The following is a 13,422-nucleotide window of genomic DNA, read 5'->3' as shown; positions in this document are numbered from 1 at the left end:
TTTAAACACAATATTATACTTAAAATAGAAATTGCATTTTGAATAATTAACACACTTACTTTAGAATGTAATAAAAAAGAGGAGATAAGTATAAAAATAGCATATAAAGGCGGTCTTTTAGAGTAGTTTTCAGCATAAATAGTTAAGTCTAAGTCACCACAATAAAAAGAAAAATTATTCTTTATATTTTCAGCTAAATTGTAATATTCATAAGAATCTTTCAAAAAGAAATCTCCTAGAAATAATTTAATACAAAAAAATAAGGAATGAATAATAAGAAGTAATAAAAAGAGTTTTTTTCTTTTTAAAAACTCTATAATATAGTTCACTGTAAATTTATTAAGCAGAATAAATGTTTTCACAAATTTAAGTAAATAAGAAACTTTAAGGATATATTATTTTAAATATTTAGCGTTATTATAAATATATTTGAATATTAAAAAATTAGTATGATTAAGAGAATTTCAATTATAATTATTTTCTTGTTTCCATTATTGCATTTCGCTCAAGATTTTTCAGCACTTTGGGAAGGCCATTTTTCTTACAATAGCATTAAGAGTGTGGTAAAGGGTAATGATAGAGTATACGCGGCGTCAGAAAATGCAGTTTTTGTTTTAGACACTCAAACTAACGAATTAAAAGAAATTACAACTATTAATGGATTGTCTGGAGAATCAATCTCAACTATTTTTTATAGTCCTTTTTATGAACTACTAATTATAGGATATGAAAATGGGCTTATTGAAATAGCTTTTGACAATAATGATGATATTTTAACTGTGGTGGATATAATAGACAAATCTACTATTCCACCAACAAACAAAAGAATAAATCATTTTGAAGCTTATGAAAACTTAGTTTACATATCTACTAATTATGGGATTTCTGTTTTTAATTTGGAACGCTTAGAGTTTGGAGATACTTATTTTATAGGTGATGGCGGTTCTCAAATTCAGGTAAAGCAAACCACAATTTTTAATGAATTTATTTATGCTGCTTGTTTTAATAATAATGGTTTAAGAAAAGCACCTTTATCTAATCCTAATTTGGTCGATTTTCAAAATTGGCAGACAATTTCAACAGGAGATTTTATTTCAATAGAGACTAATGAAGATAATTTATATACGATTAGAACGAATAGAAGGATTTATCAGGTAGTAAACGATGTTCTCTCTGAATTATTTTTATTTGCAGAAGCACCAGTAGAAATGAAATCTCAAGATGGTAATTTATTAATTTCAACAAGTAATAATATTTTTGTTTACGATAATAACTTTAGTTTAATTTCTCAGGCTTCAGTTGATATTAATTTTGATACTCGATTTAGTTCAGCAACGCTTGATTTAAATTATATTTACATTGGTACAAAAGATTTTGGAGTTTTAAAAACATTAATAAATAGTTCAATTGAGTATGAAGAAGTCCGACCTGAAGGACCTTTATTGAATAATCCTTTTTCAATTGAGTTTAATAATGGGAGTCTTTGGGTTACATTTGGAGAGTATACTAGATTTTATAATCCTTATCCATTAAACAATCGAGGTTTTAGTCATTTTATAGATGAGGAATGGATTAATATACCATATAATGATATTTTTGAAGCTAAATGTTTAAATGGGATTTCTGTGAATCCGTTTAACAATAATCAAGTTTTTATAAGTTCTTTTTTTAGTGGACTATTAGAAGTTAATGAAAGTATCCCTACGGTTTTGTATGATGAATCTAATAGCGGATTAGAGTCTTTAATTTTACCAGATAATCCAAATTATAAAGATATTAGAGTTGGTGCTTCAACGTTTGATAGTCAAGGGCTGTTGTGGACAATAACAAGTTTAGTTATAAATCCATTAAAAGCCTATAATCCTAGTTCTGGTCAATGGGTTAGTTATGATTTCACCGAGATAGTGCCCAAGGTAGAAGATAATGTTGGGTATCATGAAGTAATTATTGATCCAGTATCTAATACTAAATTCATTGCATCCTTTTCAAAAGGAGTTATTGGCTTTAATGAAAATAGTGGAAGTCCATTATTAAAATCCATAAGCAGTGATGAAGAAAATTTTCCTGTAAAATCAGTAAGGTCATTAGCTTTAGATAAAAGAAACCAATTATGGATAGGAACTCATGAAGGTCTCAGGGTACTATTTAATACATCTAACTTTTTTAGGGAAGAAAATATTAGTGTGGATGAAATTATAATAGAAGAGGGAGGCGTGGCTAAAGAACTTTTGGCAGATCAATTTATATCAGATATTAAAGTTGATGGGTCTAATAATAAATGGATAGCAACAATAGGTTCTGGCATATTTTATTTGTCATCAGATGGTCAACAAACTATATTTCATTTTACCACAAGTAATTCTCCTTTACCTTCTAATAATGTTAATGACATATCAATAAATGAATCTAATGGAGAGGTTTTTATAGCAACTGATAGGGGATTAGTATCTTTTAAAGCTGGCGGGTCTAGCCCATTAAACGACTTGCAAAGCGCTTATGCTTATCCAAACCCTGTTAGACCATCTTTCGATATAGTAGAGCAAAAAGTAAAGATTAAAGATATATCAGAAAATGTAAATATTAAAATTACTGATATTGAAGGTAATTTAGTAGCAGAGGCACAATCTAGAACAAACCAAAGATTCCGAGGATTTAATCTTGAAATAGATGGAGGAACAGCTTTCTGGAATGGTAAAAACTTAGCAAATAATATAGTTGCTTCAGGAGTTTATTTAGTTATGCTTTCAGATCTAGATACTTTCGAAACTAAAGTTTTAAAATTAATGGTTGTTAGATAATGTTAATAACTACTAATGCCATTGTTCTTTCAAAGTTAAAATATAAAGATAACGACCTTATTGTAAAGTGTTACACACAACAATTAGGTGTTGTAAGCTTTCTTTTAAGAGGTGTTTTAAAGAGTAAAAAAGGAAGTGCTAAAACGGCATATTTTCAATTATTCTCTCAACTGCAATTGGTAATTGATCACAAGAATAATAGGACTCTTCACACTATTAAAGAAACTAAATTAAATCATCTCTATAGTAGCTTACATACTCATGTTTTAAAAAGCGCAATAGTTATGTTTTTAGCTGAAGTATTAACTAATACTTTAAAAGAAGAAGAGCAAAACGAAACACTTTTTAGTTATATTGAAACCACCTTACTGTGGCTTGATAACCATTCAGAATATTCAAATTTTCATTTACTTTTTCTGCTTAATTTTACCAAATATTTAGGATTTTACCCCGATTTAAATAATACAGAATACCCTTTTTTTAACTTGAGTGATGGGAAATTTGAAAATAAAAAATCAGATAAATACTCAATATCAGGTGAAAATCTATTGCTCTTAAAACAGCTTTTAGGCACAACATTTGATGCATTATCTTCAGTTAAAATTAATGCCAAACAAAGGCAATCGTTTTTAAGTATGATTTTGCTGTATTTTGAACTACATTTGGGAAGTTTTAAAACACCAAAATCTTTACAGATATTTAATCAAGTTTTTAGTTAATCCATGAAGGGTTTTTACTTATTTTTTTTCTTTTTATTCTCTTTATCTATTCAGGCTCAAACTATAAAAGTTCTTAATAAGGTAACACAAGAGCCTATTTTTGGTGTGGCAATTTATAACGTAGATAAAACAAAAAGTGTAGTTACTAACTTTATTGGTGAAGCTAATTTAGATGAGTTTTCGCAAACAGAGATTATTTATTTTAAACATATATCTCATACCCTAAAACAAATCACTAAATTAGAATTAGGAACTTCAAATAGAGTTTACTTAGAATCTAATAGGGAAGGCTTACAGGAAATTGTTATTTCAGCTTCAAAATTTGAACAGAATAAAAAGGATATTTCTCAAAAAATAGTAAGTATTAACTCAAAAAGTATTGCATTTTCTAATCCGCAAACTAGTGCAGATTTGTTAGAAAATTCGGGGCAAGTTTATGTGCAGAAAAGTCAATTAGGAGGTGGAAGCCCTATGATTAGAGGTTTTTCAACCAATAGGTTGTTAATTACAGTTGATGGTGTACGAATGAATAATGCTATTTTTAGAGGCGGTAATTTGCAAAATGTAATAGCTATCGATCCTTTTTCTATACAGAATACAGAGGTTACTTTAGGTTCAGGATCTGTTATTTATGGAAGTGACGCTATTGGTGGAGTTATGAGTTTTTATACGCAAAAACCAGAATTATCTTTTACAGATTCGTTGCTTTTAAAAGCTAATGTTGTTACAAGATACTCTACTGCAAGTAATGAAAAAACAGGACACATAGATTTTAATTTAGGATATAAAAAATGGGCTTTTGTCACCAATGCAAGTTATACTAGTTTTGATGACTTAAGAATGGGTAAACACGGACCAGATGCATATTTACGTCCAGAGTTTGCTATAGCAACTGCTAATGGAGATGTTATAATTGAGAATAACAATCCTCGAATTCAAAAGTTTTCTGGATATAATCAACTTAATTTAATGCAAAAAGCCCGATACGAACCTTTAGAAAACTTAAGTTTTGATTTAGGCGTGTATTATACAACCACTTCAGATATTCCAAGATACGATCGTTTAATAAGATATCGAGATGATATATTGCGATCTACAGAATGGGAGTATGGTCCACAACAGTGGTTTATGTCTAACTTACAAGTTACTAAATTAAGTAGTAGTTCTAATTTGTATGATAAAATAAAAGCCACAATAGCCTATCAAAACTTTAAGGAAAGTAGGATGGATAGGAGCTTTCAGTCAGATATTAGAGATATTAGAAAAGAGGCTGTAGATGCCTATTCTTTTAATTTAGATTTAGAGAAAAGATTTTCAACGAAAACACAATTTTTTTACGGTGCAGAGTATGTTTTTAATAAAGTAGCATCAAATGGTACCGAAGAAAATATTTCAAATAACACAGCATTTCCAACCATATCAAGGTACCCAAATGGTGCTACTTGGCAATCTGCAGCTATTTATTCTAGTATAAAATATAAACCTAATACCAAGTTTGTTTTTCAGTCAGGTTTAAGGTTTAACCACGTAAGTTCTAAGGCTGATTTTACAGAGAATAATGTATACTTAGGCTTACCTTTTAATTCATCAAATAATAATGCAGGAGCCTTAACAGGAACAGCAGGAATTAGTTGGTCGCCAAATGATATAATACAATGGAAATTAAATGCATCTTCAGCTTTTAGGGCACCAAATATTGATGATATTGGAAAAGTTTTCGATTCAGAGCCAGGGTCTGTAGTTGTTCCAAATGAAACCTTAAGACCAGAATATGCTTATGGTGGTGAGTTAGGTTTAAAATTAGATTTTAACGATAAAGTTATTTTAGATTTAAATACGTATTATACGTATTTAGATAATGCATTAGTTAGGCGAGATTTTAGTTTAAATGGCGAAAGAGAAATTATTTACGATGGGGAGTTAAGTAATGTACAAGCCATACAAAATGCGTCAAAAGCTTGGATTTATGGATTTGAAGTTGGTTTAAAAATAGCTATTTCAAACCAGTTGAAATTAACATCTCAATACAGTGTTATAGGTGGTACTGAGGAGGAGGGCGATATTGAAGTTCCCATAAGGCATGTAGCACCAAATTTTGGAAACACACATTTAGTTTGGAGTAACGAAAGTTTTAAGTTTGATTTCTTTGCAGTTTACAATAATGAATTGTCATTTAATCAGCTAGCTCCATCAGAAATTGAGAAAGATTTTATTTATGCCATCGATGAAAATGGAAATCCTTTTAGCCCATCTTGGTATACCATTAATTTTAGAACTCAATATCAAATAAATAATACTACCACAATTACAGCTGGGTTAGAAAATATTACAGACCAGCGTTATAAAACGTATTCATCGGGGATTGCTGCTCCCGGAAGAAATTTTATTCTGTCTTTAAAATATAGTTTATAAAGTATAGTTAGAGGTAAGAACCAAAAAAAGCAATCTGTTTAACTTAAGTTAAACAGATTGCTAGGAGTTGTTAATAATGGTAAAAACAGAAGTGTTATTACCTCGTGAAATTATTACGCTTAATTAAAAGTGAACTCGTTCTTGAGTTAAACCAATTAATTAAACAAGATTCTTTTTTATCTACTTGTTGCATATGATGCAGCAATAGCAATCTCTTTTAAAGCTTTCATAAACGCTTTAATCTTTTGAGTAATTTTTTCCATTTTTATTATTTTTTAAATTAATATTACTTTATCGATATTTTTTACATGGTCTTTCTGTTTATCCATGTTTTTTGCAATGTTTTACAGTTTGTCGTGTTTTTTTATCATTTTAAAATACTGTAAATCAATTACTTAACAAATATACATTGATGTCTCATTTCCCTCTAAAAAACTTGTTCAAAGGAAAATATTTTTGATGAATAACTTAAAAATAGATAAGAGGCAGTGTTTATTGGATGATATACGCTTGGTTAGAAATTACATAAAAAAAGCCACAATCTACAGATTGCGGCTTTGGGAATTTAAATTTTAAATCCGTTTATCTTTTAATAGCTTTTTTAGTAATTACGCTACCATCAGATAACTCCACTTTAGCAAGATAAACAGCATCATTTAAGTTGGAAAGGTTATAAGTTTCAGAATTGCTATCACCTTTTAAATTATATAATTGTCTGCCTAAAACATCATAAATATTTACAGATTGTATACTTCTGTTGTCCGACATTTTAAACCTAACATTGTTATTGTCTAATTGCACTATAGTAAGTGCTTTTAGGTCTAAATCGGTATTATCAGTTGATAGAGAACTAGCACTAAATACAATTTCAAAACGTGAATTAAATTCACCAACAGCAGAAGTAAACGTATAATCGCTAGCCGATAAATCATGAAGTTTATCTAATAAATTATCTTTTAAGTAAACCGTATTATTTGTTAAAAAGTCGCCTTGTAAATTAGCTATAGATAATTTGTACAAGGTAGGAACATCTATAGTTGTGCTAAATCCAAGATTTATAACTTCATCTGTATCTAGGGTATTTGGTGATTTCCCTTGTATTACAAATTTGTTAGCAGAACCCTCGATAGATGAGTAAAGTGCAGCAAAAGCTTTTGGAGCAACAACTTTTCTAGCATCATAATAAGCACCGTCTTCACCATCAGTAGCTCCGTCTACATAACCTACTAAAATTTGATTGAACACACCATTGTCTGATGTTAAATCAAGCCATAATTTATTTGCATTATCACTAGAACTCTTTTTAGTATTTGAACTTTTAAAGAATTGACTATTATCTGGAGATAAACTTAAACTTCGCATCGCATTGTTAAAAACAACTGTTCCGGTATTTGAAGGAGCACTTTCAGCGAATGAAACAAAAAAGCCTTGTCCAGAAGGTATAAAACCATTAGGTGTAACACCGTCTCCTCCGGTTGTTCCACCTGTTCCGTTATGAGTTGCATAATCTGTAGTATCAAAATTTAAGGCTTGATTACCGTTAGCAGTATCTGCAAAATCGGTATTTTGAGACCAAAAATATATTGCTCCTTCCAAAGTTCCTGTTGGATTTGTAGCAGCATTATACATATTTTCTGTCATAAAAGCATCAATTTCAATTGCTGATGGGTAAGGGTTTCCTAGGAAATTCCAATTATTATCTAAAGCACTTCCATCATTTCTATAAACAGGAACATTTATTATTCCATTATTAAAATCTCCTTGAAAGGTATACCTAAATTGTGGTGGTGTAAAGGGCCCAGGAGGAACAATAAATGCAGCTTCAGAATGTGTTGCAGCATAACCAATACCGGCTTGCATGACTGTTGTGCCAGCAATTGACTGCCAATCATCTCCATTGTCATCAATATCATCTTGTCCAGCAATAACAGCATTGTTATTTGCAGTTTCTGCTGTAGCATCTAAAAAGTTTTGTGCAGTGAATGTAAAGCGTCTGCTAGCATCAGAATCTGATAAAGCATCTTGTACCAAAGCACCAGAAACAGGAGAACTCCAATATGTATATTCGTACCAATTACTTAATGGAGCGGTTTCTTTTGCTACTTCAATTAAGCCATTATTGGTTACTGTACCAGAATCGTTATTTTGAATAAAAGCACCATAAGGCTGAACTGTAATAATTCCACCTGTGTTTACAAATAAATTGTTATCAACTTCCACATAATCATTGTCAGCAATATTTAAAGTAGCGCCGTTTGCAACAATTAAACTACAAGCACTAATACTACCTCCGTCTGTAGTTGTATTATAACTAGCGTTTAGGGTTGCCAAAGTTGTTAAATCTGGTCCAGTACCATTACTCCATACAGCACCATCCCAAGTTATTGATGAAGTACATGATGCAGGAGATACTACACCGTTAAAAGTAAAGTCATTTATGCTAAACGCATTTAAAACACTACTAGCTCCCCAAACATAAAATCTAAAGGTAATAGCACTTGTGATATTTTGGTAAGTTGCTCCAGATAAGTCTATTGTTGTTCCTGTTACTGTTGGAGTTCCAATATCAGTAGTGTATCCATCTAAACTACTTCTAAAAGCAAAATTTGAAATACTTGCGTTACTTGCTTGTGAATTATATTCAAAACTAACAAAATCAATTTCATAAGCGGTATTGGGTGTTAAAGTGAATTCTAAATATGCTGTGTTGTCTAATGTAGTAGTGTTCCAGCTGCTAGTATTGTATCGCCCAGTTGCAACTCTTCCAGTAACACCAGAACCTCTTCCAATTCCTGAAACAGTAATATTTGCATTTACATTTTGTCCAAATGTATAAGGATTACTTTGTCCAGGGTTTGTTCCGGGGATTGTAGGGATAGGGTTGTCAAATATACTTTGCCCAAACCCAAAAGTAACCACCGATAAAAAGGCAATTAAAAAAGTAAGGGATTTTAATGGAGTAATTTTTCTCATAATTGTTAAGTCTTTAAATTTAGATTTGGCTTTTATAAATTTTTATAAACTATTTTAATTTTTCTATTGTTATTTTTGACCAAACCATGCAATCAAAAAAAACATATACTGTACAAGAAGCCACCAAAAAATTGGAGCATTATTGTGCGTATCAAGAACGGTGTCATCAAGAAGTTAGACAAAAATTGGAAACTATGCGCATGATACCCGAAGCTATCGATGTGATTATAGTTCACCTTTTGGATCAAAATTTTCTTAACGAAGAACGTTTTGCCAAAACATTTGTAAGTGGTAAGTTTAAAATTAAGCGTTGGGGCCGCCGTCGATTAACTTTTGAATTAAAGAAAAAAGACATCAGCAAAGTTAATATAAATCAAGCACTTGCAGAAATAGAAAACACGGAATACATCGAGGTTTTACATGATTTAGCCGAAAAAAGACTACAAACAATTAAAGAAACTAACAAGTTTAAGAAAAAGAAAAAATTAATCGATTATCTGCTATATAGAGGCTGGGAATCGCATTTAGTGTACGAAAAGGCAAATGAACTTATTGGTTAAAAACCATAAAAGGCAGATAAGTATTAAACTTTATCTGCCTTAAATTTTTTAAGTTAAAACCTAAGTTTTATAAATTAAATGATGCCCCGAAATTTAATGTAAATTGGTTGTGCAATGTTTCTGCAGGCGTTAAAGTACCTGTTTTGTATTTTGCTAAAGGCACGTTTAGTTCTGTATAAATACCAAAACCACTAGTAAAGAAATAACGTGCGCCTAAATGACCTCCAAAATTTTTAAGTCCTAAGCTTAGGCCAGGGTACACATCAAAATTTTCATCTGAACTTATAACGTTACCAAGATTGGCATTAAAGCGTGCTCTAACATCAAAACGGTTGTCAAAAGTGGCATTTAGGTCATCAATCATATTATTTTTTAAAGCATCATCAACACCTAAAAGGTATGTTGAAGATAATCCGATTGAAATATTTTCTCCAATTCCGAAGTCGTAACTAATATTTAAACCAGTTCCATTATCTTGAAAGTTGGCTCCTACTTGAAATTTGTTGTCGTTTTTACCAATAAATGCTTGTGAGTTTACAAGTGAAATACTGAATATTGATAATAATAAAATTATTTTTTTCATGGCTTAAATTTAAGTCGGCAAATATATCATAAGTTTTTTAATACCAAAGCTTTGTTTATAAATGCTTATGCGTTCGAAAAACGGCTTGTTCATTCTTCCAATCAATCCATTTTTGCCCCTTAATACGCCTCATTAAATTATCATAACTACGCATAAGTACTAAATTGTAAATAGCTTTACTAAAGTTTTTTGGGTTTCTGGTTATGGCCCGTAAACTCATAGAAAACCCAGGTGTTATGTAGCGCATATAGTGCCAGTAGCCTTCTGGCATGTATAATACCTCACCATGGTTTAATTCAGTTTTATAACCTTTTGCCTTTTTTAAAGCAGGCCATTTTTTAAAATCGGGGTTATTAAAATCGATATCTTCTCGGGTAATTAACGAGTGCGGTATTTTGTACAAATAATCGTTTTGTTTTTGATCGAATAAAATGCATTGTTTTGTGCCCTCAAAATGAAAATGAAAAATGTTGGCTAAATCAATATCATAGTGCATGAATGTGTGCGAATTCCTGCCACCAAAAAACAACATGGGTAGCCCTTTCATTAATCTTAAGCCAAAATCGGGAAATGTGAAATCGTTTTGTAATTCAGGAATTTCTTTTAAAGCATTCCAAAGAAATATACGGTATTTAGTAGGCTCGCGTTTTAATAAATCTACATAATCGGCAAGTTTCATTTTGGCATGTGGCTCATTGAATCCTTCCTTATAATCTACAGGTCTGTCATCATATAACGGAACGGTTAAATGCCCTCCAACAGATTTCATATAATCTAAACTCCACTTGTTGTAAGCCGGCCAACTATCAATAAATTGCTCGATAACCACAGGTTTTTGTGGTTTAAAATAGTGTTTTAAAAAATCCGCTTTACTAATATTTTTTACACGCGGAATATCTTGAAGATTTAGTGACAATGTGCATTTAGTTTAGTAAACCAAAGTTAATAAAACGTAATTAAAATTTAATAATTGTTTTTTTAATCATTAGTATTTAGAAGATAGGTTTGACTTACAAGAAAAATAAAACCCGCCATTAAAGCGGGTTTTGTATATTTAAGATTTATCATCTTGTTTATTTATTTCAGCTTCAATAGCTTTTTTGTCTTTACCTTTTAGATACTCAGGCAAATCCATACCAGCCATATTAAACATTTCTTGTAAAGGTGGAACAGATTTATACATTCCTGATAAGAAATTTGCTGTAGATGATTTACCATCTTCACTATTTCCCCCATTATCCCAAACAGTAACTTTATCGATTTTAATATTCTTAATCGCATCTGCTTGAGTTTTTACTAATTCAGGTAATTTATCTGCAATAAGTAATAATACGGCATCTCTACTATTATTTCCAGCAGCTTTTACAATTTCATCTAAACCAGCAGCTTGCTTGGTTAAGACTTCGTATAATCCTTTTGCTTCAGCTTCCGCTTTGAATAGTATAGCGTCTGCTTCACCTTTTGCACGTCTTCGTATACGCTCAGCTTCCGCTTCAGCATCAATTTCTACTTTGCGTTTATCAATTTCTGCAGGTACAATAACATCAGCCATTTGAGATGAACGTTCGCGTTCTGCTCTAGCAGCTTCCGCTTGTTGCTCAGCAGCATAAGACTCTTCTAAAGCTTTTGCCGATTGTACTTTTTCGGCAGCAATTGCTACACGCTCAGCTTCCGCTTCTCTTTGACGACGTAAAGAATCTGAATTAGCAACCGATATTTTTGCAGCATTTTCACCTTCAACGGCTTGTGCATTTGCTGCTGCTACTTGAGTTCTTTCATCTTGTACAGCGTTTGCTTCACCAATAGAACCATCTCTAGTTTTCTCTGCTACCGATTTTCGAGCTGCGTTAATTGCATGTGCAGCTGCTTCTTTACCAAGTGCTTCAATGTAGCCAGATTCATCAACAATATCTGTTATGTTTACGTTGATTAATTTAAGACCAACTTTCTTTAATTCTGATTCTACACTTGCAGAAATATTAGTTAAAAACTTATCACGGTCGTTATTAATTTCTTCAATATCCATAGAGGCGACAACTAAACGCAATTGTCCGAAAATAATTTCTTGTGCTAATTCTTGAATTTCATTTTGGCCTAAACCTAATAAACGTTCAGCAGCATTTTGCATAATACCAGGTTCTGTAGAAATACCAATGGTAAATCGAGATGGTACGTTTACACGAATATTTTGTTTCGATAATGCATTTACAAGATTAACTTCAATAGAAATTGGCGTTAAATCTAGGAATTCGTAATCTTGAATAACAGGCATTATAAATGCCGCTCCACCATGAATACATTTGGCCGATTGTCCGCCACCAACTTTTCCATAGACCACCAAAATGCGATCTGATGGACAACGTTTATAACGTTTAATTAAAATAATTAAGGTTAAAACAATAAACAGGGCTACGAATATTAATAGCATTGGTGCACCAATGCCGTCCATAATAGTCTCTTGTATTGCCAGTAATTTCATATTGTAAATTTTTAAGGGTTAGTATTTAGATTTTATAATTTAATTTTTGTCAAGTAAACGATTTTCACCTTGCTGCAACTGTTCATTTTTAGATTGTGAAGGCTCAATAGGTTTTCTAGTTTTGTCAACGATAAGAATACCGTTAGGTGTAACGTCGAGAACTTTAATAATGGTTCCCGATTTTAGTACGGTAAGGGAATCTGTTAAAGCATCTAATTCACGCATACTGCCTTGTATTTTCACACTTACTTTCCCCATTTTAGAGCGATCTGCTCCAATGGTTAAATAGACTTCGCCAATAGCATCAATAGCATTTTTATAGTTTAATGTTCCGCTATCGGTTAATCCGCTAATAAAGTAGAATAATGCTGCCATTATTACCATCATTAAAAGTCCAGAGATAATAGATACAATTATGGTCAATGGTGTTGAAAGACCAGCATCAATACAAGCGATTCCACTCCAACCAAAAATGGTAAAAAAGCCAACTAAGTTTTTAAAAGTGATAAATTGAAAACCAGCTCCTGCATCAATATCAGAATCTAAATCTCCAATATCATCAGCATCACCACCTGTAAAAGCTAATATCATAACTATGGTGAATATCAAAGAGCCTATAATGGCAATTAACCAGTAAATTTTCGATATAAATTCTAAATTTGAGAACCATTCAGCCATAAGTTTAAACGTTTAATTTTCAATTAATAAATATACAACTAATGTAAGATTAATCTATCTTATTTTTGAAAGTAAAAGACTAATTGTTAACCATCAAAAACAAAGGCATAAATTGTGTTTTTGACATTTTAGTAGACATGATTATTCCTAAAATAAAGGAATATCAATAAAGATTTGATGGTTAGTCAAGAAGTGTGGTCGTTTGTTTACTACTGAAGTT

The 13,422-nt window shown here is 31.3% G+C and carries 9 protein-coding genes; 4 read left to right on the top strand and 5 right to left on the bottom strand.

Annotation, left to right across the window (positions count from 1 at the left end):
• Window positions 1–449 precede the first annotated feature (449 nt).
• From porZ to ABD939_RS07445, 3 genes are read left to right on the top strand one after another with little or no spacing between them, the layout of a single operon-like run.
• On the top strand, window positions 450–2,798 hold the full coding sequence (porZ, locus tag ABD939_RS07455; RefSeq protein ID WP_345166459.1) for a type IX secretion system anionic LPS delivery protein PorZ: 2,349 nt from the start codon (window positions 450–452) through the stop codon (window positions 2,796–2,798).
• Window positions 2,798–3,517, top strand: coding sequence for a DNA repair protein RecO (gene recO / locus ABD939_RS07450; RefSeq protein WP_345166455.1), 720 nt, complete (start codon window positions 2,798–2,800; stop codon window positions 3,515–3,517). Before porZ ends, recO begins: the two co-directional genes overlap by 1 nt.
• Before the next feature lie 3 nt (window positions 3,518–3,520).
• Entirely contained in the window at window positions 3,521–5,929 is a 2,409-nt protein-coding gene (locus ABD939_RS07445) for a TonB-dependent receptor plug domain-containing protein (RefSeq protein WP_345166452.1), read from the top strand.
• Between the two features lie 582 nt (window positions 5,930–6,511).
• Here the strand turns inward: ABD939_RS07445 and ABD939_RS07440 are convergent.
• Window positions 6,512–8,902 (bottom strand): T9SS type A sorting domain-containing protein, encoded by a 2,391-nt coding sequence (locus tag ABD939_RS07440; RefSeq protein WP_345166448.1) that lies wholly within the window; start codon window positions 8,900–8,902, stop codon window positions 6,512–6,514.
• 86 nt (window positions 8,903–8,988) lie between these two features.
• Between ABD939_RS07440 and ABD939_RS07435 the strand changes: the two genes are divergently transcribed.
• On the top strand, window positions 8,989–9,462 hold the full coding sequence (locus ABD939_RS07435; RefSeq protein WP_345166445.1) for a regulatory protein RecX: 474 nt from the start codon (window positions 8,989–8,991) through the stop codon (window positions 9,460–9,462).
• A 67-nt stretch (window positions 9,463–9,529) separates the two neighbouring features.
• Here the strand turns inward: ABD939_RS07435 and ABD939_RS07430 are convergent, their stop codons facing one another.
• The 4 genes from ABD939_RS07430 to ABD939_RS07415 form a co-directional block, all read right to left on the bottom strand.
• Window positions 9,530–10,045: a DUF6646 family protein gene (locus ABD939_RS07430; RefSeq protein ID WP_345166442.1), complete on the bottom strand. Its 516-nt coding sequence runs from the start codon at window positions 10,043–10,045 to the stop codon at window positions 9,530–9,532.
• 55 nt (window positions 10,046–10,100) lie between these two features.
• Window positions 10,101–10,961 carry a cupin-like domain-containing protein gene (locus ABD939_RS07425; protein ID WP_345166439.1) on the bottom strand — a complete coding sequence of 287 codons (861 nt, stop codon included), beginning with the start codon at window positions 10,959–10,961 and terminating at the stop codon, window positions 10,101–10,103.
• Window positions 10,962–11,099: 138 nt separating this feature from the next.
• Window positions 11,100–12,524: a flotillin family protein gene (locus tag ABD939_RS07420; protein ID WP_345166437.1), complete on the bottom strand. Its 1,425-nt coding sequence runs from the start codon at window positions 12,522–12,524 to the stop codon at window positions 11,100–11,102.
• A gap of 39 nt (window positions 12,525–12,563) precedes the next feature.
• Window positions 12,564–13,202: a hypothetical protein gene (locus ABD939_RS07415; protein ID WP_345166435.1), complete on the bottom strand. Its 639-nt coding sequence runs from the start codon at window positions 13,200–13,202 to the stop codon at window positions 12,564–12,566.
• Window positions 13,203–13,422 lie beyond the last annotated feature (220 nt).

It is taken from the genome of Algibacter aquimarinus, from assembly GCF_039543265.1.
Taxonomy (GTDB): Bacteria; Bacteroidota; Bacteroidia; order Flavobacteriales; family Flavobacteriaceae; genus Algibacter_B; species Algibacter_B aquimarinus.
This window is presented reverse-complemented; position numbering and strand designations above follow the sequence as displayed.